The organism is Pseudomonas sp. Sample_10, assembly GCF_004321495.1.
GTDB lineage: Bacteria > Pseudomonadota > Gammaproteobacteria > Pseudomonadales > Pseudomonadaceae > Aquipseudomonas.
Window position 1 is genome coordinate 1 of the sequence record NZ_RCOE01000009.1, and the last position, 24,312, is coordinate 24,312.

At 59.9% G+C, this 24,312-nt stretch carries 21 protein-coding genes; 13 read left to right on the top strand and 8 right to left on the bottom strand.

Annotated features, from left to right (window positions below; genetic code table 11):
• On the bottom strand, positions 1-109 hold a 109-nt coding region (locus D8U18_RS28910; protein WP_241664269.1), incomplete at its 3' end, for a hypothetical protein.
• A 446-nt stretch (positions 110-555) separates the two neighbouring features.
• Between D8U18_RS28910 and D8U18_RS01020 the strand changes: the two genes are divergently transcribed.
• The 4 genes from D8U18_RS01020 (at position 556) to D8U18_RS01035 (ending at position 4,924) form a co-directional block, all read left to right on the top strand.
• Positions 556-2,475 (top strand): sigma-54-dependent Fis family transcriptional regulator, encoded by a 1,920-nt coding sequence (locus tag D8U18_RS01020; RefSeq protein ID WP_131106831.1) that lies wholly within the window; start codon positions 556-558, stop codon positions 2,473-2,475.
• A 193-nt stretch (positions 2,476-2,668) separates the two neighbouring features.
• Positions 2,669-4,018, top strand: a complete 1,350-nt coding sequence (gene mpl / locus D8U18_RS01025) for a UDP-N-acetylmuramate:L-alanyl-gamma-D-glutamyl-meso-diaminopimelate ligase (protein WP_131106832.1) — start codon at positions 2,669-2,671, stop codon at positions 4,016-4,018.
• A complete protein-coding gene (gene ubiX, locus D8U18_RS01030; RefSeq protein ID WP_131106833.1) occupies positions 4,015-4,647 on the top strand; it encodes a flavin prenyltransferase UbiX in 633 nt (210 codons plus the stop codon). The genes mpl and ubiX overlap by 4 nt, the downstream gene beginning before the upstream one ends.
• Positions 4,640-4,924 (top strand): YceK/YidQ family lipoprotein, encoded by a 285-nt coding sequence (locus D8U18_RS01035; protein WP_056855821.1) that lies wholly within the window; start codon positions 4,640-4,642, stop codon positions 4,922-4,924. Before ubiX ends, D8U18_RS01035 begins: the two co-directional genes overlap by 8 nt.
• An 85-nt stretch (positions 4,925-5,009) precedes the next feature.
• Here the strand turns inward: D8U18_RS01035 and D8U18_RS28670 are convergent, their stop codons facing one another.
• From D8U18_RS28670 to D8U18_RS01060, 5 genes are all read right to left on the bottom strand, one after another.
• Positions 5,010-7,397, bottom strand: coding sequence for a hypothetical protein (locus tag D8U18_RS28670; protein ID WP_177434975.1), 2,388 nt, complete (start codon positions 7,395-7,397; stop codon positions 5,010-5,012).
• Positions 7,398-7,470: 73 nt separating this feature from the next.
• Entirely contained in the window at positions 7,471-10,707 is a 3,237-nt protein-coding gene (locus D8U18_RS01045; RefSeq protein WP_131106834.1) for a calcium-binding protein, read from the bottom strand.
• Positions 10,708-11,209: 502 nt separating this feature from the next.
• Positions 11,210-11,851 carry an oxidoreductase gene (locus tag D8U18_RS01050; RefSeq protein ID WP_056855818.1) on the bottom strand — a complete coding sequence of 214 codons (642 nt, stop codon included), beginning with the start codon at positions 11,849-11,851 and terminating at the stop codon, positions 11,210-11,212.
• Positions 11,852-11,877: 26 nt separating this feature from the next.
• Positions 11,878-13,596, bottom strand: coding sequence for a C13 family peptidase (locus D8U18_RS01055; protein WP_131106835.1), 1,719 nt, complete (start codon positions 13,594-13,596; stop codon positions 11,878-11,880).
• A 113-nt stretch (positions 13,597-13,709) separates the two neighbouring features.
• Positions 13,710-14,165, bottom strand: a complete 456-nt coding sequence (locus tag D8U18_RS01060; protein WP_130930892.1) for a MaoC family dehydratase — start codon at positions 14,163-14,165, stop codon at positions 13,710-13,712.
• Positions 14,166-14,359: 194 nt separating this feature from the next.
• On the opposite strand from D8U18_RS01060, the gene D8U18_RS01065 reads away from it, so the two are divergent.
• Genes D8U18_RS01065 through D8U18_RS01075 form a run of 3 tightly spaced genes read left to right on the top strand, consistent with a single transcriptional unit; the run spans position 14,360 to position 16,036 of the window.
• Entirely contained in the window at positions 14,360-14,722 is a 363-nt protein-coding gene (locus D8U18_RS01065; protein ID WP_056855815.1) for a CidA/LrgA family protein, read from the top strand.
• Complete coding sequence (locus D8U18_RS01070; RefSeq protein ID WP_075949055.1) at positions 14,719-15,435, top strand: LrgB family protein; 717 nt, start codon at positions 14,719-14,721, stop codon at positions 15,433-15,435. The genes D8U18_RS01065 and D8U18_RS01070 overlap by 4 nt, the downstream gene beginning before the upstream one ends.
• Positions 15,436-15,445: 10 nt before the next feature.
• Positions 15,446-16,036, top strand: a complete 591-nt coding sequence (locus D8U18_RS01075) for an LON peptidase substrate-binding domain-containing protein (RefSeq protein ID WP_056855813.1) — start codon at positions 15,446-15,448, stop codon at positions 16,034-16,036.
• Between the two features lie 6 nt (positions 16,037-16,042).
• On the opposite strand, the gene D8U18_RS01080 is transcribed toward D8U18_RS01075, so the two are convergent.
• Positions 16,043-17,359 carry a bifunctional DedA family/phosphatase PAP2 family protein gene (locus D8U18_RS01080; RefSeq protein ID WP_056855812.1) on the bottom strand — a complete coding sequence of 439 codons (1,317 nt, stop codon included), beginning with the start codon at positions 17,357-17,359 and terminating at the stop codon, positions 16,043-16,045.
• Between the two features lie 92 nt (positions 17,360-17,451).
• The gene (locus D8U18_RS01085; RefSeq protein WP_056855811.1) at positions 17,452-18,150 is read right to left on the bottom strand and encodes a DNA-3-methyladenine glycosylase; all 699 of its coding nucleotides are present in this window, start codon (positions 18,148-18,150) and stop codon (positions 17,452-17,454) included.
• A gap of 190 nt (positions 18,151-18,340) precedes the next feature.
• On the opposite strand from D8U18_RS01085, the gene D8U18_RS01090 reads away from it, so the two are divergent.
• The 6 genes from D8U18_RS01090 to rodA all read left to right on the top strand — a co-directional run.
• Positions 18,341-19,612, top strand: a complete 1,272-nt coding sequence (locus tag D8U18_RS01090) for a glutamate-5-semialdehyde dehydrogenase (RefSeq protein WP_131106836.1) — start codon at positions 18,341-18,343, stop codon at positions 19,610-19,612.
• 46 nt (positions 19,613-19,658) lie between these two features.
• Complete coding sequence (gene nadD, locus D8U18_RS01095; RefSeq protein WP_162250584.1) at positions 19,659-20,303, top strand: nicotinate-nucleotide adenylyltransferase; 645 nt, start codon at positions 19,659-19,661, stop codon at positions 20,301-20,303.
• 73 nt (positions 20,304-20,376) lie between these two features.
• Positions 20,377-20,871 carry a ribosome silencing factor gene (gene rsfS, locus D8U18_RS01100; RefSeq protein ID WP_056855808.1) on the top strand — a complete coding sequence of 165 codons (495 nt, stop codon included), beginning with the start codon at positions 20,377-20,379 and terminating at the stop codon, positions 20,869-20,871.
• A 9-nt stretch (positions 20,872-20,880) separates the two neighbouring features.
• Positions 20,881-21,348, top strand: a complete 468-nt coding sequence (gene rlmH / locus D8U18_RS01105) for a 23S rRNA (pseudouridine(1915)-N(3))-methyltransferase RlmH (protein ID WP_003185785.1) — start codon at positions 20,881-20,883, stop codon at positions 21,346-21,348.
• A 10-nt stretch (positions 21,349-21,358) separates the two neighbouring features.
• Complete coding sequence (gene mrdA, locus D8U18_RS01110) at positions 21,359-23,254, top strand: penicillin-binding protein 2 (protein WP_056855807.1); 1,896 nt, start codon at positions 21,359-21,361, stop codon at positions 23,252-23,254.
• 31 nt (positions 23,255-23,285) lie between these two features.
• Positions 23,286-24,312, top strand: a 1,027-nt coding sequence (gene rodA, locus D8U18_RS01115) for a rod shape-determining protein RodA (protein WP_177434976.1), incomplete at its 3' end; no start/stop codon positions are given.

Here is a 24,312-nt window from a genome sequence, read left to right on the forward strand (position 1 = left end):
TGAAGTACTGACCTTTGACAGGCGCGACGAACTCGCCGCCGATGTAGTTACCGTATTTGCTCTTGAACGAAACGATAGCGCCTTCAGTACCGGGGTGAGCGTAACGCATGGTGGTCTCTCCTTGCTTTTGTGCTTATAGGGAGTCGCGCATGTGCGCTTGCTATAAGCGTAGAGCAAAGGTCGGGCCATTGCCCTGCAGCTCAGGCAAATCAAGGCCTTGGACGATTTTTCCCAGACGGGCGGGTGACGGCTGTGACGCTTTCGGTACAGCCCCTGTGACAGTTTGTACCGCTTATGGCACAGCTTGTGACTGATGGGTCTCGCCAGCATTGCAATGCGCGCCGGGCTGGAGGATGCTCGGCCGCAGGATGCCGCGCGGATAATCCTTTTTGTGGCGAGGGAGCTTGCTCCCGCTGGGCTGCGAAGCGGCTCCAAAATGTCTACCGGTCAGGTTCTGGCGAGCGCTTCGCACTCGAACGGGAGCAAGCTCCCTCGCCACAAGGCGTGTGCCAGGCCTGAAAGGGGCGGCACTGCTCTCGGGGAGAACAATAAGAAATGCACGACAACCATTTGAGTCGCCATGCCCAGCAAGTATTGACCGTCACGCAGGGGAAAACCCATCTGCACGGTCCAGGCAGCGATCCGTCCATCGCCCGTTCCTGGCTGCGTTGTCTTGAGGACTATCACCTTGACCCGGCCCTGAGCATGGCGCCGACGGTGCTTGAGCATGGGCGCGTCCTCGAAAGCCGCGAACGCTTGCAACAAGTGCTGCACATCGCCGGCAACGAAATGACCAGCCTGCATCAGCAACTCTCCGGCGCCGGCCATGCGGTGCTGTTGACCGATGCGCGCGGCGTGATCCTCAACTGCGTGACGGCCCCCGCCGAACGGAAGATTTTCGAGCGTGCCGGCCTCTGGCTCGGCGCCGACTGGAGCGAGGCCTGCGAAGGCACCAACGGTATCGGTACCTGCATGGTGGAGCGCCAGGCGCTGACCATTCACCAGGACGAACACTTCCGTGGCCGTCACACCGGCCTGACCTGTTCGGCGAGCCCGGTGTTCGACCCGCATGGCGAACTGCTGGCGGTGCTCGATGTGTCCTCGGCACGGCACGATGTCTCGCGTCAGAGTCAGTTTCACACCATGGCGCTGGTCAATCTTTCGGCGAAGATGATTGAGAGCTGCTATTTCCTGCGTTGTTTCGACAACCAGTGGCTGCTGCGTTTTCATTTGCAGGCCGAGTCCGTCGGCTTGTTCAGTGAAGGATTGCTGGCGTTTGATGGTGAAGGACGGATCAGTGCGGTCAACCAAAGTGCCCTGAACCTGCTGGGGTTTGTGCGCGGCGGCTTGCTCGGCAAACCGGTTGAAGCGTTTTTCGATTGCTCGCTGGATGAATTGCTCGGCCGCGCCAGCAGCCATGCCAGTGCGAGTTGGCCACTGCGCACCCGTGATGGGCGCCGGCTGTTTGCCGTGCTGCGTGGCGAGTCGCGGCGCGTACCTGTGCCGCTGAAGCCAGCCCCCGTTGTTGAAGATCGGGCTGCGCTGCCTGGCATCTGCCTGGGCGATAGCGGCTTGCAGGCGGATTTTCGCAAGGCCTTGCGCGTCTACGAGCGGGACGTGCCGCTGTTGATCAACGGTGAAACCGGCTCGGGCAAAGAGGCCTTCGCCAAAGCGCTGCATCAGGCCAGTCAACGCGCGGACAAAGCCTTCGTTGCCCTTAACTGCGCCGCCATTCCTGAAAGCCTGATCGAGAGCGAACTGTTCGGCTATCGCGGCGGCAGCTTCACCGGCGCGCGCAAGGAGGGCATGCGCGGCAAGTTACAGCAGGCCGATGGCGGTACTTTGTTCCTGGATGAAATCGGCGATATGCCGCTGGCCTTGCAGACACGGTTGTTAAGGGTGCTGGAAGACCGGCAGGTCGTGCCAATCGGAGGAGAGCCGGAATCGGTCAATGTGCGGATCATCAGCGCCACGCACCGCAATCTGCTTGAGCGAGTGCAGGATGGCAGCTTCCGTGAAGACCTGTATTACCGGCTCAATGGGCTGGAAGTCGCACTGCCGCCATTGCGCGAACGCAGTGACAAATCACAGTTGCTCGACTTTTTGCTGGCCGAAGAAGCGCGCGGTGAAACGGTGTTGATTGATGGGCCGGCGCGCCAGGCCTTGCTCGGTTTCGCCTGGCCGGGGAACGTTCGGCAGTTGCGCAATGTGCTGCGTACGTTGGCGGCCTTGTGTGACGGCGGGCGGATCGGGTTTGAGGATTTGCCGTTGATGATTCGACAGGCCCGGCCGGCGGTAGCGCAAGCTATTGAGGAGCCAGCGGAGCATCCGCTGGAGGATGCCGAGCGTCTGGCGCTGTTGAATGCGCTGGAGCAGACGCGGTGGCACATGACTCATACGGCTGAGCATTTGGGTGTTAGCCGAAATACCCTCTATCGCAAGCTGCGAAAACACGGCATCGCCCGCTCCGCATAGCTGATCGTTCCCACGCTCCGCGTGGGAATGCCTCCCTGGACGCTCTGCGTCCGCTTTTGGGACGCAGAGCGTCCCTTGCTGCATTCCCACGCGGAGCGTGGGAGCGAACATCAGTGCGTCCGAGAAGTGGAAACACAAGGTGCGAATTTTCCCACCCTAAGCTAACCTGCGGCCATGTTTTACGAGGTCGACTATGCACATTCATATTCTTGGTATCTGCGGCACTTTCATGGGTTCGATGGCGGTTCTGGCCAAAGAGCTGGGCCATCACGTGACCGGCTCCGATGCCAACGTCTACCCGCCGATGAGCACGCAACTCGAGGCGCAAGGCATTGAACTGACCCAAGGCTACGACCCGGCGCAGCTCGATCCGGCACCGGATCTGGTGGTGATCGGCAATGCCATGTCCCGTGGCAATCCGGCGGTCGAGTACGTGCTGAACAAAGGCCTGCCTTACGTCTCCGGCCCGCAATGGCTGGCCGATCACGTGCTGCAAGGTCGCTGGGTGCTCGCGGTTGCCGGCACGCACGGTAAAACCACCACCAGCAGCATGCTTGCCTGGGTGTTGGAACACGCGGGCATGAGCCCGGGTTTCCTGATCGGTGGCGTGCCGCAGAACTTCTCGGTCTCGGCGCGTCTGGGCGATACACCGTTTTTTGTCATTGAAGCGGATGAATACGACAGTGCGTTCTTCGACAAGCGCTCCAAGTTCGTTCACTACCGTCCACGCACGGCGATCCTGAACAACCTGGAATTCGACCACGCCGATATTTTCCCGGACCTGCCGGCCATCGAACGCCAGTTCCATCATTTGGTGCGGACCATCCCGAGCGAAGGCCTGGTGATCCATCCCACCACTGAGCCTGCCTTGCAGCGGGTCATTGAGATGGGCTGCTGGACCCCGGTGCAAACCACCGGTGCCGGTGGACAGTGGCAGGTCAAGTTGTTGAGCGAAGACGGTTCGGCCTTCGAAGTGATGTTCGAAGGCGTTTCCCAGGGCGTGGTGGAATGGGACATGACCGGCCAGCACAACGTCGCCAACGCGCTGGCCACATTGGCCGCCGCGCGCCACGTCGGTGTGGTGCCGTCCATGGGCATCGCGGCGCTGAGTGTCTTCAAAAGCGTGAAGCGGCGCATGGAAAAAGTCGCAGAAGTCCGTGGCATTACCATTTATGACGACTTTGCTCATCACCCGACCGCCATCGCCACCACCCTCGACGGCTTGCGCAAACGCATTGGCGACGCCCCATTGATCGCGATCATCGAGCCACGCTCCAACTCCATGAAGCTCGGCGCACACCGTGACGGTTTGCCGGAAAGCGTGGTCGATGCCGATCAGGTGATCTGGTATGCGCCGACCAATCTCGGCTGGGATCTGGCAGCCACTGCTGCGCTGTGCACCGTGCCGTCGATTGTCAGCGATTCGCTGGAAGGCATCATCGAGCGTGTGAAGAGCCAGGCGCAGCCGGGCACTCACGTGGTGATCATGAGCAACGGCGGTTTCGGTGGCCTGCACGGCAAACTCGCTGAGGCGCTGCAATGAACAACGGTCCGGACCGCATCACGCTGGCGATGACCGGTGCTTCCGGCGCGCAGTACGGCTTGCGCCTGCTCGATTGCCTGGTGCGCGAAGATCGCGAAGTGCACTTCCTGATTTCCAAGGCCGCGCAATTGGTGATGGCCACCGAAACCGACGTCACCTTGCCGGCCAAGCCACAGATGATGCAGGCCTTCCTCTCCGAATACACCGGCGCCGCTGCCGGGCAGATCCGCGTGTATGGCAAGGAGGACTGGATGTCGCCGGTGGCTTCGGGCTCCGGCTCACCGGCGGCGATGGTGGTGGTGCCATGCTCGACCGGCACCTTGTCGGCCATCGCCAACGGTGCCTGCAACAACCTGATCGAGCGTGCCGCCGACGTCACGCTCAAGGAGCGTCGCCAGTTGATTCTGGTGCCGCGCGAGGCGCCGTATTCGAGCATTCATCTGGAGAACATGCTCAAGCTGTCGAACATGGGCGTGACGATATTGCCGGCCTCGCCGGGTTTTTATCATCAGCCGCAAACCATCGACGACCTGATCGATTTTGTCGTGGCGCGAATCCTCAATTTGCTGAACATTCCCCAGGACATGCTGCCGCGTTGGGGCGAGCACCATCTGACCAGCGATGAATAAGTTACTGACGATTGTCCTGGCGCTGCAATTGGCTGGCTGTGCCACGGCGCGAACGCTGGATGCCGCCAAGCCTGGAGCGCCGGTGGTATACGCCGGAACGCGGCTGGATCTGTATGCGATGAATGGCGGCTGTTGCGCCATGGACCGTTTCGGCGCCGAAGCCCCGAGCTATCCCGGCGTCGATCTGCCGGCCAGTGCCTTGCTCGACACGCTGCTGTTGCCGTTGTCGTTATTGACGGTGATTGGCGTGAGTTTTCAGGCGACCGGAGGGTTGTAGGAAAGCGTTGCGCGCAGAGGCCTGAAAGATGACCGGCTCCCGGAAGTCGAGGGCCGGTCTTGTTTAACACTGATCAGAGCGGACCTTAAGGAAACGCGATGTCGTTTGAGTATATTTCCCCGTCAGGAAGTTCGATGACAGGTTTGCCCAGGGTTGCGGCCTGATCAATCAAGTCGTCATATTCCCACTCGTTGTCGTCACCGCTCCATGTTCTTTCTTCAATGGGTCTGCCCGCACTGGGTCTGTGCCTGGCGGACTCGGGCTGACTCAGGTACAGGGCGCAGATGTCATTGACCTTCGCTGCACGTGTCCCGTTCGAGTTGATCAGCCAGATCCGGTCAGCACTCAAGCCGCGTGCAGACATTGAAATATGGCCTTCATATGAATCGTCGGGAAACCAGATCTTTTCACCGGGCTTTTTTTCGGTTCGCGCATAGGCATTGAAAGCCAGGTTTTCTTCGCCAGGCACAACTTCAATATTGCGGGTGTCGAGCAAATAGGTAAACCCGATGCGCTGATTTTGCCTTTTTGCGATGTAGTGTTTGTCATGGAAACGCAAGAGCGGGATACCTGAGCTGTCCTCGTCGCTGCTGGATGAACTGTCGTCGCTACTGGATGAACTATCGTCACTGCTGGATGAACTGTCGTCACTGCTACTTTTGCCTCTTTCTTCGTATCTGCCGGCTCCGCTGTAGTCGATTAATTCCCCTGGGTATTTGTGATGCTGAGTGTCATACAGCAACGCTTCCACGTCTGGAGCGCTGCGAGCATGTACATATGCCTCCGACAGACTGAACGTTGCGCTCACGGCTTTTTGTGTGGTTGATCCAATACCGTGTTTCTGGCGTGGGCGCATGTGATCCTCGAAAAACTCGAAGGGGTTGCGGTCGTCCCCCCTGAACATGGCCGGAATATCGGTTCTGTATAAACAGTTGTATTTGTTGCGCTGGTAACCGGCCTTTGTGAGCAGGGCGTTGAGAAATGGACGGGTGAAGTTGTCGGAGAAGGCTATGTTGCCGGTTGACTGGTTTCTGAGGTGCAGTATCTCGGGCAGCAGTTCTTCGTAGACTTCATCGAACCGATGAGGGTTGGTTTCGTCCATGGAAGAATGTCTGAGGTCCTCAGCCCACTGGGGAATGCGCCCTTGGGCCTGCATGTCACTGACCAGTCGTGAGAGCTGTCGTGTCGACAGGTTGTAGGGTTGAATCTGGCGGGTAATCTCCTCCCGCGATTTCGCGGCGGGTCCCGTACTTGTCAGGGATCGAAGTTGTTCGATCAGTTGGTCTCTCAATGCTCCGTACTCAACGGACTTCGTAATGTAGTCGGGCACTGCGGGACTATCCGCTTTGGGGGATTGCTCGTCCGCCAGGCGTGGGCGTTGTGCCTCGGCTCCGGTTTGCGCTTGCGGGTTGTCCAGCTTGCGTTTGTGTACTTCACGTTGGCGCCTGGCGACCGAATCGAGACTGACCCTGTCGAGTTGCGCCGCCCATTGCTCGACCGAATAGTTCAGAGGCTCCATTCGCCGGTTAAATTCATCCCGGCTCATATGTGGCGCCAACCAGCGGCGAAGTTCATCGAGAAGATACGATTTCTGAAGCCGCTCCTGTCGAATGGAGGCCCATCGCGGCTTCATCCCGGTGACCGTGACTTCGTCGCGGAAACGGGTGATATCACTACCGGAAAGATCGTACATATCCCACAGTTCACGGTCGGTCCACGCCGCTAGCTTGGCCGCCGGCTGGTCGATCGGAGTCGAGCCCGGTTCGACTTTGACGAACGAACCGTTGTCATCCTGAAAGGCTATATGGGTTTCGGGTCCTACGTGTGCGTCCAGGCCTCTTTTTCGATGCAGAACGACGTATCCCTGAAGGTTTGTTACGTCCGGGTTCCAGACATAGTGTGTGCTATCAAGGTAGATGCGTGGGGCGATAGCAGTCGTTGACATGTTTACCGGCGGCGGGGCGGGGGGATCGAGGCTCCAGCTTTTTCCATCGTTGTTCAGGTGCAATACCGGTCCGCTGGGAGTCACTTCGAAGCGACGTTGTGCCCGGTATGTGTTCGTGCCGGCGTCATAGCTGACTTGGACAGTACCGTTGCCCGGGATGTCGGCGTACAGGCGTTGGGCATGGATTCGCAAGCCAGCGTCGTTTGGCGGGGGCAACGTGTTTGCCGAGTAGACCGACACTCGAAACCCATTCAACGGATCATTGCCGAGAGGACGTGTCGGCACCGTGGACCCAGCGAGTGCCTGTGTTCGTATCGGCTGCGGGACATCGGGCAACAGGCCGGGTGTCAGCCCAGGCGCATGGGGTGTGCCATCAGCCCATCCCGCAGCAGGTTGCATCGCCTCCAGCCCTGTGTTCACACGGGGAGGCGGCAGCGACGCATCCGTTTGCAGTCGCGGCGGGGTCGTCGTCGGCAGCTCAGGCAGGTTGATTTTGGGTATCGAAGTTATCGGTGGTTTGGGTGCCATGTTGGAATCCTTTCCAGTGTGGAAGCGGCAGCCGCTTCGTTGTTTGAATGAGATCAGGTGTGGCGCAATTCGATCATTGATCCATTGGGGTTTCATTCACGGGGGCGCGCGCGATGTGCATGTCCTCATGTCGCAGCTTGCGCGACCAGTCACCTTCGAGCGTCCAGTCCTCGGCGACGCTGTCGTAGTAAATGGCTTTGCGGTCATCGTCACGCAATTGCAGATGGCGGATGAGCACCAGGTCGGTCATCGGTTCGTTGCCTTGGCGATGCAGGCTGATCTCTGCCTGGATCGCGTCGATGCTGGAATAGGCCTGGGCATTGATTTCTGCCAGAAGCACCACGGCAAACTCCTGTTCGACGTCGTATCGGTGACCGGATGAGGTGAACACACGCACCGTTTCCATCAGCGCTTCACCGGTCTCGTCATTGGGCAGCAGAACAAGGATGTGACCGACCCATAGTTGTGCGCCGCTCAGGTGGATGTGCTCGCGGCCGATCGATTCACTCAGGTGCTGTGTATGAATATTCCATGTTGAGGTACCGATGGCAGTGGCTATCGAGACCGAAGTCGACAGCCTGAGGATGGTGTCGGCCGCCGGATGAATGTCGTAGGTCGCGGCCTGTCCCTCCAGCACGAGAATGCCGGCCTGCGGCGCGGCTTGGATGTCCACACGCAGGTCCTGCGGTTTAAGCACGGTGGGCGGGTGGGCAGCGGGTTGCTGGATCAGGTAGCGACCGCTGCGCTCAACCAGCGAGCCGGGCGTCAATACAGTCCTGTGACCCTGTTGGAGTTGGTCTTCAAGATAGGAATGGTGCGGCAGTCCTACCCGATAGGAGATTGCGTCGCGCATGATGAGCACAAAGTTGTGTGTGGGCATCAGCCCCGACGCGATCAGGTTGCCCATGACATTGCTACCAACCCCAGGGCGATTACGGGCCATGTCTTTGAGTGTCAGGCGCTTTTGATCCGTGAAACGCAAGGTCAAGTTGACGTCTTGGTAGCGCAGGTAGTCGGAGTTGATGTTGCGGGTTGACCTGATCGTGTAGTCAGCCTCTACGGCTTCTATTTCATGACTGTCGTAGTCCAGGAAAAGTGTGCTGAGCGTTGTTTCGCTCACGTGCCGGACAGCCAGTACGGTCGACGCCAAATGTCGATGGACGAAGTAGCTTGAGTGCGGTGCGCTGGAGGCGACATAGTCTCCTCCCTTCAACAGTTGCGGCGGGGTTGCAGGTTTGCCCCGCGCCAGGATGATTGCGTTGACGTCGACGCTGACGTCGCCATCGAGCTGTTGCGGCAAGTCAGGTTTGAGTGAGTAGAGATCCCTGGTGCGCACTATCAGTTTGTCGTTCTGCAGCAGGCGTTTGTCCGCTTCCTGGCGATACACGCCTTTGACCTTGACGGTGATCTGCGGCAGTTCTCCATCGATGCCGTCAAGGGCGGACAGCACCAGTGAAGTCCCTTCGACCCGCCAGCCTTGAATGCGTTCGAGCGTCCAGTCGAGGTCTATGAGGCTGGGGTCCTGGCCATCTTCGACCAGTGTGGTGGCACCGGTTTTGTCGGCGATGATGTAGTGATCTTCGCCAGGGCCGCCGTTGACCTGGCTGTTTGGCCCTTTGATCACAATCGTGTCGACACCCGCGCCGGTGTCGGCAATGTCCGCGTTTCCGCGCAGGACGATTCGGTCCGCCTGCGAACTGCCGGTGATGCTATTCGCGGCGTCCGCCAGTGTTTCCAGAGCCTCTATTGATTCAAAGCGTAGCGGCGGAGTATCGGGGCTGGCGCGCAGGTTCAGTTGCCCTGTCTGCAGGTTGATGTGCACGCCCTGATGCGGCTTGTCCCGCGAGATCCTGCCCTCCAGTTGCAACGTGTCATTGCCCTCGCCACCGCGCAGCCGACTGCCTGACAGATCGCTAGGCCGGAGCGTGTCGTCGGCTATCCGAAAACTGAAAAAATCGTCCTTGTCGCCACCGGTTAGAGTCTTTTTCCCCGCGCCGTAGCTGAACTGGTTGGGTTTGTCCCTGACTCCCACAACCGTGTCATTGCCGCCTCCCAGTTGCCAGAGGATCGCCTTGTGTTCGCCCGCGCTGCCGATGACTGCGCCCGGAATGTGGCTGATACCTTCACTGGCATCGAACGCGTCGTCGGTTTCTTTGATGACCGCTTCCTTTTCCTCGATGTAGGGACTTTCGCCGCCGGCTTCGTCCCACTGGTATTTCCAATGTCTGACGGACTGCAATTCGACTTGATAGCTGCCTAACACGACCGCTTCGACCGTGTCTTTCAATTCGCTATCCAGCCAGCCTCGGGCCGTCTTTCTCAGCAACTCGCCATAGTTGCTGTCGGTTTTGGCGACGAGGTAGCGGTCGAGGATGTCTTGATCCATGGTTTGCCCGGTGAATGCAAACCAACCCGAGCGCAAGCGTTCGTGAGTGCTCAACGTAATGTAATCGTCGATGTCATCAACCTGGCGGGCGGCGCCGTAGATCCTTGCGCCGAGAATAAGCACGGCACCTGCGGCAATGCCTATCGGACCCGCAGCACTGAAACCGGCAAGTGCTGCGATGCCCAGAACAATGCTCAGCCCGGCGCTGGTCAGGCTGAGCGCTGCATTGAAGTAGTGATCCCGAGCCTCTTTGCCGGTGGCGCTGGCGGCGTCATTGAACGCTTTGATGGCGGTGTAGATATCGAACGGAAGCGTCAGGATGCTGGCAAGCAGGCCGGCTCCGCGTGCCAGATACTTGCCGGCACTGGTTGTGCTGAACCCTGTGAATACCTTGCCGCCACTGAGCATCATGTTTCTGCCAATGTTTTCCAGCCCCCGCTCGAGGAACAAAGAACCCATCTCGGCAGTGATCCCGCCGACGTTGATGCCCGCTTCACCCAGGTCACCTTTCTTCAATGCCTCTGCGGTGCCCATGATCCCGCTGTAGATACCGTAGCCCTGTAGCCCGACACCCATGCTGGTCATGCCGCGGCTTTTGACCTTGTCGGCCCAGCTCGGCAGATTCTCCGGCAGTGATGGGGTATTTAATGTGAGTTGCTGGGCGGAGCCCAAGAGTTTGCCAAGGTTCTGCATGGACGCTGACAAGTTGGAGGAGGATGCTGAAAGCAAAGATGGGGCGCTGGCCGAGCGCAGAACGCCAAGTTCAAACAACAGCCCCGCGCAAGTGTCGCTGTGTTGAGGGGATTGCAGCCTGCTTTCGATCTTGACCGGATCAAATTGCACGGCGTTTATGAACGTCTGGTCGGGCTCGATTTGAATCGGATGACTTGCGTCGATCACCTGTCCATTGAGTCTGGCGCCCATTTCATACAGGTCCTGGCGACTAATGGTGAACTCGCCAATGCGCACAGGGCCATGTTGTTGATCCTGAAGGGTCAGCCTCCGCCGACGCTGCTGATCTACGGTGTTGTATAAGCCGACTTCTGCCGCAGGTAATGGATAAGTTTCGGTGATGCGAATGTTTGTTGGCTGTGTTAGATCATTCTCGATAGGTATGAAGTGTATTGACATGGTTTGAGTGCCGCTTTTTTAGTTTGTGCGTTGGTTTTAGAGTGGGTTGTCATGGTGGTTCTCCATAAGTTTTATTGAGGGAGGAAGAGTGTGTGCGGTATATATTTGTGGCATTCGTTAGATGATGTATCCAGACCCAGTCGCCCACGTGGTGTGTGCGCGACTGCAATATTGAGCCGGGACTAATGCAACGACGAATCAGCAGGCAAACCGCGACAGCGCGCGGAGGCGATGCTAAAGAGAAGACATTGAATTGCCTTGGGGCCGCAAGGCCGCAAAGCCAGTCACCACTGAACTATTTGCCGAGTTTTCGCAGTTCATCCGACTCGACAATCCGCACCCCATCCTGCTCCTCCAGAGCCAGGCGCCACATGGCGCGGGCCAGTTGGCAGGCTTCGATGCCATGGTATTTGCCGGGAATCAGCCGAGACAGTGGACCGGCGACTTTCTCGGCAAAGCGCGGCTCGATGCGCTCGCCCAGCAGCAGCGATGGCCGGCAAATCGTCAACTGCGGCCAGTTTTGCGCGCGCAATGCGTGCTCCATTTCGCCCTTGACCTTGTTGTAGAAAATCGAGGATCTGCGATCGGCTCCCAAGGCGCTGATCACGATCAGGTGTCGCGCTCCCATTTCCCGGGCTCGTTTGGCGAACGCCACGACCATGTCCAGATCCACCGCGCGGAACGCCTCTTCGGAACCGGCTTTCTTGATGGTCGTGCCGAGGCAGCAATAGGCGATGTCGACACGGCCATTGAGTTGCGGCAGAAACTCCGCAGGGTCGCCTACCGGGTTTTCAAGGTGAGGATGTTCGGCCAATGGCCGGCGTGAGGGGGCCAAAACCCGCGTAATCGTTGGCTCATTGAGCAAGCGATCAAGCAAATGTTCACCGGTCAGGCCGGTGGCTCCGGCAAGCAGCACATGCTGAGGCGTCAAGTACATAGTGTTTCTCCCTTGATACTGTCAGCTTAGTTGCTCTTTGCGTCCTTGCTGTCGATCGAGACACTTTGCAGTGCTTTTCTTGCCTGTTGTTTACGAAGCAACTGCCAGTGCGAAAGGACGGTTTTTGGCGCCCAGATCTGCGGTTCGGAGGCTTCGAAGTTGTCGGCCAGCTCCCGCTCGGCGACGGTGGCCCTGGCCAGTTTGAAGGCTTGTTCCAGATCGTCGGTCTGGTTCAGCGCCAGGGCGAACAAGGCATCGCCGAAGTAGGTGAAGTTGGCTTCCTCCGAACAGCCGAACGACACGCGGTCGGCCCGCGAAGCAGTCATGATCAGGGTGCGCTCGTCCTTGAGGGCGGGGATGAAACCGCCGGAGTAGCAGGACGAAATCACGATGACCTTGTCGCGGTTCTTCAGCGGAGCGAGGACGGCCGCCAGTTCATCGGCCGGCAGATCGGCCAGCTCCATGCGCGGCTGGTCGAGTACCAGCTCGTGTTCGCTGGTGCCATGGCTGGTCAGGTAAATGAATATCAGGTCTTCGGGACCGCTGCGTTCGGCCAGGGTCAGCGCAGCGCGGCGCAGGTTCTCCCGGGTGGCCATCGGGCGGTCGCCGAGGTGGTCGCGATGGTTGACCAGGCGGATCTGGCCAAAGGCGCCGAAACGACTGTTGAGCATATTGGCGACATAGTCGGATTCACGCAGGAACACACTCTGTTTGCCATCGCCGCCGAGGGTCAGGGTGTACAGTTCCACCGCTGGCGTCGAGGCCGGCACACCGCCCAGCGCTTCTTCGAGCAGACGCCCCTGGGCCAGCAAACCGAGTTCGAGCGTGTCCGGCAGCAGCTTGCCATCGGCATCGCGCACTCGCTGGCCGTTGACCCAGATACCGCTGAGCACCGAACCATCGGTCAGCACCAGAGTGCCGCGGCCCTGATAGGTGTCGTTGTCGAACTGGCCGATGTAGAAACTGCCGTCGGCCAGGTTCAGTCGCCCCTGACCGCTGAAGCGCCAGTCGTTGAAATGGCCGATGTAGTGACTGCCGTCTGCACCGATCAACTCGCCTTTGCCGTTGAGCGAACCTTCCTTGAACAGACCCAGCCAGACGTCGCCGTCGGCGTTTTCGTAGCGACCTTTCCCGTCCAGTTGATTGTTCTTGAAACCGCCGACGTAGATATCGCCGTCGGCACTGTTGAAGGTTCCCTTGCCTTCCAGCTGACCGTCGACGAAGTGCCCGCTGTACTGGTTGCCGCTGGCGTCGCCGCGCTGGCCCTCGCCATTGGGTTTGCCGTGGGCGAACTGGCCCTGGTAGGCGCTGCCGTCTTCGAGTTCGAGGCGGCCGAGCCCGGAAAACTGATCGGCCTTGAACTCGCCGCGGTAGGTCATGCCGTTTTCTTTGAGGGTGCCTTCACCGTTACGCCGGCCCAGTTTGAAACCGCCGTTGTAACGGCTGCCGTTGGTGCTCAAGGCGCCTTGGCCGTCGAACAACCCTTGATTGAATTGCCCGCGATAGACCTCGCCATTGCTGCCGTGCCATTCACCCTGACCGTGCCATTGGCCTTTATCGAACTCACCGGCGTACCAGCTGCCATTCGGGTAGTCGATCCGGCCCTGGCCTTGCAGCAAGCCATTGACCATGTCGCCACGATAGCGTCCGCCGTCCGGCAGCCGCGCATCAGGGGGCAACAGCGATTCGCCGTCTCCGCAAGCGGTGAGCATCAGGGTCAAGGCAATGAGTGCAAGTGAGCGCATAGCGGGTTCCGGGCAATTAGGCGACCGAGTATGCCGCAGCTATGTGTCCATATACAGTCGATAGAATGGCTGGGGGCGCGAAACAGCGGGCGCTGCTTCGCATTCCGGAAGGTTTACACGAAGCAGAGTGACAACGGTTCGGCGATATACGCCGGTTTATCCGAGCCTTCGATTTCCAGGGTGGCGGTGGCCTTGAGCAACCATTGGCCAGGCTTTTTCTCGGTGACGTCGGTCAGGTCGACCTTGAGGCGCACTTTCGAATCGACCTTGACCGGCTGAATGAAGCGCACGCTGTCCAGGCCGTAGTTGACCACCATTTTCAGGCCTTGCGGCATGACGAGAATGTCTTCCATCAGTTTTGGAATCAGCGACAGCGACAGGAAGCCGTGGGCAATGGTGCTGCCAAATGGCGTTTGTGCGGCTTTGACCGGGTCGACATGGATGAACTGATAATCCCCAGTGGCTTCGGCGAACAGGTTGATTCGCGCCTGATCGATGGTGAGCCATTCGGAACGTCCAAGTTCCTTCCCGACATAATCTTTGAGCTCTGCAACTGGAACATAGGGCATTGAGACTCTCCTTGGGTTCATCGCTTTTATAGTTTTGAGTGGGGGGGATTTGACCTCCCGGATTACCACTTTAGATCAACATGGCAATTTGCTCCGGTCAACCGACCATGCTTTTGGCGAATGCCGTTGTATAGGGCAGGCATGCTTATAATGCCCAGGCCAATGCGGGTGACGGATTTTGCGGGAGATGAAAGATGTTGTTACGTGGCCTGACCTGGCTGGTGCTGTTCCAATTGCTCGGCACCGCGATCAACCATTTGCTGCTGCCGTTCCTGCCAGGTCCAATCATCGGCCTGTTGCTGTTGCTGGTGTTTCTGATCAGTCGCGGCCAGGTCGGTGAGCCGCTGAACCTGGCGGCCAGCAGTCTGTTGCGCTATTTGCCCTTGTTGCTGGTGCCCCCGGCGGTGGGCGTGATGGTGTATGCCGCCGACATCGCCGCGGATTTCTGGGCCATCGTCGGCGCGCTGTTTTTGTCGCTGTTGCTGTCGATGGCTTTCGCCGGTGTGTTGATGCAGCGACTGGTCAAACGTCATGTTCACCCAGAGGACAACCAATGATCTTCGACTGGCATGGCGCCTGGGCGTCGGTGATCCACCATCCCCTGTTCGGCATTGGCATCACCCTCGGCGCCTATCAACTGGTACTGGCGGCCTACGAGAAAACCCGCTGGATCTTTTTGCAGCCGGTGCTGGTCTCCATGTTGCTGGTGATCGGTGTGCTGGTGGGCTGCGGCCTGACTTATGTCGAGTACCGCAAGAGCACCGAGATCCTCAGCATCCTGCTCGGCCCGGCGACGGTCGCGCTGGCGGTGCCGCTTTACCTTAATCTGCGGCGGATTCGGCAGTTGTTCTGGCCGATTTTTACTACGCTGGTGATAGGCGGAGTGGTTGCTACAGTCCTTGGCGTGCTTCTGGGTTGGTGGTTCGGTGCTGAACACATGATCCTGATGACCATGGCGCCGAAGTCGGTCACTTCGCCGATTGCGATGTTGGTGGCCGAACAGATCGGTGGCGTCGCGGCATTGGCTGCGGTGTTCGTGTTGATTACCGGTGTGATCGGCGCGATCTTTGGTCCGAGTCTGTTGACCCGGCTCGGCGTCCACAGCCCCGAGGCTCGGGGTATGGCGCTGGGCATGACCGCCCATGCTGTCGGTACGGCGGTGGCAATGCAGGAAAGTGAAGAATGTGGCGCCTTCGCGGCGCTGGCGATGAGTCTGATGGGCGTGGCCACGGCGGTGTTGCTGCCGTTGGCGGTGTCGATGGTGGTGTAAGGAAATGTCTATGAGTCTGCCGCTTTTCCCACTCAATACAGTGTTGTTTCCCGGCTGCATCCTCGACTTGCAGATTTTCGAGGCGCGCTATCTGGACATGATCGGTCGCTGCATGAAACAGGGCGGCGGCTTCGGCGTGGTCTGCATCCTGGAGGGCGAAGAAGTCGGCATCGCTCCGGCGGGGTACGCGCTGGTGGGGTGTGAGGCGCTGATCACCGATTTCAAGACACAGGACAATGGTCTGTTGGGGATTCGGGTTCAGGGTGGCCGGCGCTTCAACATTCTGCGCACCGAACTGCAACGTGATCAGTTGATCGTGGCAGAGGTCGAGTGGCTCGACGAGGAGCCGGAACAGCCGCTGCAGGACGAGGATGCCGATCTGGTGGCATTGCTCAAGGCCTTGGCTGAACACCCGATGGTCGAAGCGCTGAACATGGGAACCGAAGCGACCGGTCAGCAATCGCTGGCCAATCAGCTGGCTTACCTGTTGCCGTTCGCCGAACTGGACAAGATCGACCTGCTGCAACTCGATGATCCGCAACAGCGGCTGGATGCGATCCAGGCGCTGCTGGACGAGTTGCAGGGCGAGCTGTTTGCCTGAGGCTGGTTAATAGGCGTACCGCAGCATCGTATGCGGCAAATGCCGCAACACAAAGAACCCGAACAGAGCCACCAGCGACGGCAAGATCAGCCACCAGACCTTCGGTGGCATGGAATTGAGTTGAACCTTGCGCTGGCTCAGCCACAGGCTGGCCGCGCAGACGCAGGCCGCCAGCATCGCACCGGCCAATACATCGGTTGGCCAGTGCGCGCCGAGATAAACCCGCGACAGGGCAATTGCCAGTGCTGGCAAACAAGCCACCAGCAACCAGGTCAGACGCATCCGTGGCGGTTGTCCGCGCCCCGCCAGCACGGCCAGAGTCAGGAACAGCGCAAATGCGCCGGATGCATGACCGCTGGGCATGCTGTAGCTGGTCAGGGGATCGCTCAGCACTTCCGGCCGCACGCGGGCGAAAAAGCCTTTGGTCACGGTATTGGCCAGCGCAGTGCACAGCAACGTGCCGCAAGCGAATATCGCCTGGCGCCATTGTCGGGTGATCAGCAGCAGCGCCACCAGCAAGGCACTGAACAGCAGCATGATGTGGAATTCGCCGATCAGCGTGAGGACGACGGCCACTTCATCGAGTGCGGGTTTGCGATGCTCCTGCACCAGGGCCATCACGCCTTGATCCAGCGCGGTCAGGTGTGGATAACCGACGAACAGCCCGGCGAGAATCAGCAGGCTCATCCCGGTAATGAAAACGGTGGCGTTGCGATGTCGGCGCAAACTGCTGGTTGCACTCAATCCGACCATCACGGCGATGGCGCCGGCGACGATCCCGGCCTCAGGCCAGAAACCTTCAGGCAGCGGCAGGCGGATCGCTGCCCCGGTGGCCCAACCCGGCAGCAGATACGCCACCGACCAGCCCGCGCCAGCCAACAGGCTGACGGCGAAGAAACGCGGGAAGGGCATGTCGAACATGCCGGCTACCATCGGCAGCATCGGGCGCAACGGGCCGATAAAGCGTCCGACCAACAGGCTGGCGATGCCGTAGCGCTGGAAGTATGACTCCGCCCCTGCGATCCACTCGGGGTGATGACGCAAGCCTGGCAGGCGCCGGATGTTCTGGTGGAAGTGGCGCCCCAGGAAATACGACACCACATCGCCCAACACGCCGGCGAGGAAGCCCAGCAATAGCGTTTCACTCAGCGACAACGCCCCACTGCCTGCCAGTACCGCGACGGCAAACAGCAACACCGTGCCGGGCACGATCAGGCCGGCAATCGCCAGGCATTCGACAAAGGCCACGATGAAAACCGCCGCCGCCAGCCATTGCGGGTTGACCGTCAGCCAACCGGTCACGCTATCGAGCCATTGGCCCATAAAGACAACTCCATTGAATGTTCAGTTGATCCTGTTGAGAACACATCACTCTGAATACACCCGCTCCCACAGGAGTCAGTGTTGGTCAGCATTCAGCCCAGCATAAAATAGTCGCGCCCTTCGACCTGACCCCGTCGCAGCGGGTTCCGTGTGCACCAGGCAGCGTAGGCCGAGTCGACAAAGCGGTACATCAGATGTTCATCTCGTCCATGGGGGATGCCCAGGCGCGTGGTCTGGATAACGTGGGCAGGGGACTGGCCGACATCTTCAACCAGCAGCACCTCGTGGTCGAAGCGCTTGGCATCCCAGACCGGTACCTTCAGCCCCAACGACTTGCACAGCAGGGTTTGCCCGGCGCAGAGCTTTTGCGGTGGGCGAGGGCGGCCCCGGGCGTCGGGGTTGTTCAACAGCATCTGCGCCAGGCTCGCCGGGCCGCTCACGTCGTCGACCCACGGGTAAGCCGATTTGATCAGCACTGCGTTGCCCGGACCTTGGGCGCTGAAGTTCAGGGAGTCGCCACCCCGGGCGTAATACATATAAATGTGACCGCCATCCAGAAACAAAGCCTTACGTTTTTCTGTGTAGCCGAGCGACGCATGACTGCCTTTTTCGGCGCAGTAATAGGCTTCGGTTTCAATGATCCTTGCGCTGAGCCACAGTCCGTCGACCCGATGCCGAATGACTTTCCCGAGCAGGTCCCGGGCAAGAATTTGCGCGTCGCGGTCGAAAAATGCGTCCGCAAGGCCCGTGGGCAGGCTCATGGCGGACGTTCGGACAGTCAGATTGGACATGATGAACAGTGTTTATCAGGGCTGATTGAGTGGTGATGATAACAATTTGCAGCTTAATCCCGGCTGAACGTCGGCAATTTGCTCTCCATTTCGACCATCCGCCCGTCACCGCTGTTAGTCAGGAGGCACGACAGCTATAATCTGCCGCTTTACTCTTTACCAAGACCTTAGAAAAGACCACGCCCAGACCATGACTGAGTCCGTTCTTGACTACATGACCCGCTTGGGTCGCGCCGCCCGCGAAGCTTCCCGCGTGATTGGCCGCGCCAGCACTGCGCAGAAAAACCGCGCCTTGCAGGCCGCCGCCAACGCACTGGACGCCGCCCGCGCCGAGTTGACCGCAGCCAATGAGCTGGACTTGGCAGCCGGCCGCGCCAACGGTCTTGAACCGGCTTTGCTTGAACGCCTGGCGCTGACGCCGGCGCGTATTGACAGCATGATCGTCGGTTTGCGCCAGGTGGCCGCGCTGCCGGACCCGGTCGGAGCGATCCGTGACATGAGTTTCCGTCCGTCGGGTATCCAGGTCGGCAAGATGCGCGTGCCCTTGGGCGTCATCGGGATCATTTACGAATCCCGTCCGAACGTCACCATCGATGCCGCCAGCCTGTGCCTGAAATCCGGCAACGCGACCATTCTGCGTGGCGGGTCGGAGGCCATTCATTCCAATCGTGCCATCGCTGCCTGCATCCAGCGCGGACTGGCAGAGGCCGAATTGCCGGCCGCGGTGGTGCAAGTGGTCGAAACCACTGACCGTGCCGCCGTCGGCGCGCTGATCACCATGCCTGAATACGTCGATGTCATCGTGCCTCGCGGCGGTCGCGGCCTGATCGAGCGCGTCAGTCGAGATGCTCGCGTGCCAGTGATCAAACACCTGGACGGCATTTGCCACGTTTACGTCAGCGAACACGCCGACCTGGCGAAGGCCCAGCGCATCGCGTTCAACGCCAAAACCTACCGTTACGGCATCTGCGGTGCCATGGAAACGCTGCTCGTCGACCAAACCGTCGCCAAAGATTTTCTGCCGGTGATGGCGGCCCAGTTCCGCGAGAAAGGCGTCGAGCTGCGTGGCTGTGAACGCACCCGGGCAATCATCGATGCCGTGCCGGCCACCCGCGATGACTGGAGTACCGAGTACCTCGACGCGATCCTGTCGATCCGCGTGGTCGACGGGCTGGAACAGGCTATCGAGCACATCAACCATTACGGCTCGCACCACACCGATTCGATTGTCAGCGAACACCAGGGCGACACCCGGCGTTTCGTGGCTGAAGTCGATTCGTCGTCGGTGATGATCAACACTCCGACCTGCTTTGCCGATGGCTTCGAATACGGATTGGGTGCCGAGATCGGCATTTCTACTGATAAGCTGCACGCCCGCGGCCCGGTCGGCCTCGAAGGACTGACCTGCGAGAAGTACATCGTGGTCGGTGATGGCCAGTTGCGCGGGCAGGAGCCGGTCTGACTTGGGCGACTTCGACCCGTCAGCCCCGTCGACCGTCAGCGAGCCAGTGCCTCGCCGTATTGGCGTGCTGGGTGGAACGTTCGACCCGGTGCACATCGGTCATTTGCGCGGTGCGCTGGAAGTTGCCGAGACCCTGGGCCTCGATGAGCTGCGCCTGACACCGAGTGCCAGGCCGCCCCATCGGAATACGCCGCAGGTGTCGGCGAAGGACCGTCTGGCGATGGTCGAGTGCGCGGTGGCCGGTGTGGCACCGTTGGTGGTGGACGCCCGCGAATTGCAGCGGGACAAACCGTCCTACACCATTGATACCCTGGAGTTGATGCGTGCCGAAATGGCCGCCGAGACCCAGGTTTTTCTGCTTTTGGGCTGGGACGCATTTTGCGGCCTGCCCACTTGGCACCGCTGGGAAGAGTTGCTCCAGCATTGCCATATCCTGGTGTTGCAACGCCCGGATGCCGACAGCGAACCGCCGGATGCCTTGCGCAACCTGCTGGCAGCGCGCTCGGTGAGCGACCCGCTGGCCCTCAAAGGGCCGAGCGGACAGATTGCATTCGTCTGGCAGACACCGCTCGCGGTATCCGCCACCCAGATCCGTCAACTGCTGGCCAGCGGTAAGTCGGTACGTTTCCTGGTGCCCGACGCGGTCCTGGCCTACATCGATGCGCACGGACTCTACCGTGCGTCGAACTGAATAGGAGTGCCTCAAGGCACGTGGCAACAACGTGTATTGAAGCGCCCGAACAAACGAGCAAAACGAGTTTTTTATGACGAACAACGAAGTAAACAAAGTTAAGCGCAAAGGCACGTTCAAGAGTGCCCCGCTGCCTGAAAAAGTCCTGGCTGCCGAGCCGCCTAAAGGCGACGAACTGGTCAAGATCGCGGTAGCGGCCCTGGAAGACGTCAAGGCCCAGGACGTTCTGGTCATCGACGTTCGCGACAAGCAGAGCATCACCGACTACATGATCATCGCCACCGGTACCTCCAACCGCCAGATCGGCGCGATGCTGGACAAGGTTCGCGAAGCCGTCAAAGCCCTGGGCATCAAGCCGCTGGGTGAAGAAGGCAAGGGCGACAGCGACTGGGTGCTGCTGGACATGGACGACGTGATCGTCCACATGATGACCTCCAACGCCCGTCAGTTCTACGACCTGGAGCGCCTGTGGAAAGGCGCCGAGCAGAGCCGTGCCGCCGACGGCAAACACCACAGCCCTGAAGTTGGTCACGAGCATTTCAACAAGCTCAACAAAGACCAGGAATAAGGAACGGCTGTGCGACTGCGACTGATCGCCGTCGGTTCCCGCATGCCCAAGTGGGTGGAAGAAGGCTGGCATGAATATGCCAAGCGTCTTCCGTCCGAGCTGGCGCTGGAACTGGTGGAAATTCCGCTCAACACCCGCGGCAAGAACGCCGACGTGGCGCGCTTTATCCGTCAGGAAGGCGAAGCCATGCTGGCCAAGGTCGGGCCGAACGAGCGTATTGTCACCCTCGAAGTCCACGGCAAGCCCTGGAGTACCGAGCAACTGGCGGTGGAACTCGATCGCTGGCGGCTGGACTCGCGCACTGTCAATTTCATGGTCGGTGGCCCAGAGGGGCTGGCGCCGGAAGTCTGTGCCCGCGCCGATCAGCGTTGGTCGCTCTCGCCGTTGACGTTGCCGCATCCGTTGGTGCGCATCCTCATCGGCGAACAGCTGTATCGTGCCTGGACAGTTCTGTCCGGCCACCCTTACCACAAGTAGTTCTGCCCTCATGCCTCAGCCGATCCGCATCAAGGACCACGAAAAAGACGCCCGTCTGGTGCGTGGCCGCGTCGTGTTCGGGGCAATTGCCGTGGTGGTGCTGATTGGCGTGCTGATCGCGCGTCTGTATTTCCTTCAGGTGATCCAGTACGACTACCACTCGACCCTGTCGGAAAACAACCGCGTCCACGTACAACCGATTCCGCCGACTCGCGGCTTGATTTTCGACCGCAACGGCGTGGTGATCGCCGACAACCGGCCGAGTTTCAGCCTGAGCATGACCCGCGAGCGGTCCGGCGACTGGCAGCAAGTGCTCGACGTCATCGTCGAAGTATTGGAGATGACGCCCGAGGACCGGGTGATTTTCGAAAAGCGCATGCGTCAGGGACGTCGGCCGTTCGAGCCGGTGCCGATCCTGTTTGAGCTGACCGAAGAACAGATTGCCCGGATCGCCGTCAACCAGTTCCGCCTGCCGGGCGTGGAAGTGGTGGCGCAACTGGTTCGCCACTATCCGCAGGGCGCGCACTTTGCGCACTCGGTGGGTTACATGGGGCGGATCAACGAGAAAGAGCTCAAGACCCTCGACCCGGTCAATTACAGCGGCACCCATCACATCGGCAAAACCGGTATCGAACGCTTTTACGAGCCCGAACTGCACGGCCAGGTGGGTTACGAAGAAGTCGAAACCAACGCTCGGGGCCGCGTTTTGCGGGTACTCAAGCGTACCGATCCGATTCCCGGCAAGGACATCGTGCTGAGCCTGGACATCAAGTTGCAGGAAGCCGCTGAAGCCGCGCTCGGCGGGCGGCGCGGCGCTGTCGTGGCGCTGGACCCGAAAACCGGTGAAGTGCTGGCGATGGTCAGCCAGCCGAGTTTCGATCCGAACCTGTTCGTCACCGGCATCAGCTTCAAGGCCTATTCCGAACTGCGCGATTCCATCGACCGGCCGTTGTTCAACCGCGTTCTGCGCGGCCTGTATCCACCTGGATCGACGATCAAGCCAGCGGTGGCGATTGCCGGTCTTGACGCGGGCGTGGTGACAGCGTCGAGCCGGGTATTCGATCCGGGCTACTACATGCTGCCCAACTACGACCACAAGTATCGCAACTGGAACCGCACCGGCGACGGCTTCGTCGACCTCGATACGGCGATCATGCGTTCCAACGACACCTACTTCTATGACCTGGCGCACAAGCTGGGGATCGATCGGCTGTCGGCCTACATGACCAAGTTCGGCATCGGCCAGAAAGTCTCTCTGGACATGTTCGAAGAGTCGCCTGGCTTGATGCCGTCCCGCGAGTGGAAGCGTGCGACCCGCCGTCAGGCATGGTATCCGGGCGAAACGCTGATTCTCGGGATCGGTCAGGGCTATATGCAATCGACGCCGTTGCAGTTGGCCCAGGCCACCGCGCTGGTGGCCAACAAAGGCATCTGGAATCGCCCGCATCTGGCCAAGACCATCGAAGGCGCGAAGCCGGTGGATGAAAATCCCATGCCGGACATTATCCTGCGCGACCCGTCGGACTGGACCAAGGTCAACCACGGCATGCAGCAGGTCATGCATGGCGCCCGGGGCACCGCGCGCAAGGCTTCGATCGGTGCGCAGTACCGGATCGCCGGCAAGAGCGGTACGGCCCAGGTGGTGGCGATCAAGCAAGGCGAGAAGTACGACCGCTCCAAGGTTCAGGAGCGCCACCGTGACCACGCTTTGTTCGTCGGCTTTGCGCCGGCCGACGACCCGAAAATCGTGGTGTCGGTGATGGTGGAGAACGGCGAGTCCGGCTCCGGCGTGGCAGCGCCCGTGGTGCGTCAAGTCATGGACGCCTGGTTGCTCGATGAGAGCGGTCATCTGAAAGCCGAATACGCCAGTCCTATCAGCGCGGAGGCTACGGCCCGTGAAGAATAATTTCGATCGCATGCTTTCCAGCGAGGATGTGATGCGTCGCCGGGCGACGTTGTTGCAACGCATGCACATCGACGGCCCTTTGCTGATCCTGTTGCTGACCCTCGCCGCCGGCAGCCTGTTCGTGCTGTATTCGGCCAGTGGCAAAAGTTGGGATCTGCTGGGCAAACAAGCCACCTCGTTCGGTATTGGCCTGGTGGCGATGATCGTCATCGCCCAATTCGAACCGCGATTCATGGCGCGTTGGGTGCCGCTGGGCTACGTGGTCGGCGTGATGCTGCTGCTGGTGGTGGACATCATGGGCCACAACGCCATGGGCGCGACACGCTGGATCAATATTCCCGGGGTGATCCGCTTCCAGCCCTCGGAGTTCATGAAAATCCTGATGCCGGCGACTATCGCCTGGTATCTGTCCAAACGCAGTCTGCCACCGCAGCTTAAACACGTGGGCGTCAGCCTGATGCTGATCGGCGTGCCGTTCATTTTGATTGTGCGGCAACCGGACCTCGGCACCTCGCTGCTGATCCTGGCCGGTGGTGCATTCGTGCTGTTCATGGGTGGCCTGCGCTGGCGCTGGATTCTCAGCGTACTGGCCGCAACGGTGCCCGTGGCCATCGCCATGTGGTTCTTCGTCATGCACGATTACCAGAAGCAGCGGGTCCTGACGTTCCTCGACCCTGAGAGTGATCCGCTGGGCACTGGCTGGAACATCATTCAGTCGAAGGCCGCCATCGGTTCCGGCGGCGTGTTCGGCAAGGGGTGGCTATTGGGCACCCAGTCGCACCTGGACTTTCTCCCGGAAAGCCATACCGACTTCATCATTGCGGTCATGGGCGAAGAGTTCGGTCTGGTGGGCATTTGCGCGCTGTTGTTGATCTACCTGCTGTTGATCGGGCGCGGGCTGGTGATTACCGCCCAGGCCCAGACATTGTTCGGCAAGTTGCTGGCCGGCGCGCTGACCATGACGTTTTTTGTTTATGTTTTCGTCAATATCGGTATGGTCAGCGGCCTGTTGCCGGTCGTGGGGGTGCCGTTGCCGTTCATTAGCTACGGAGGAACTT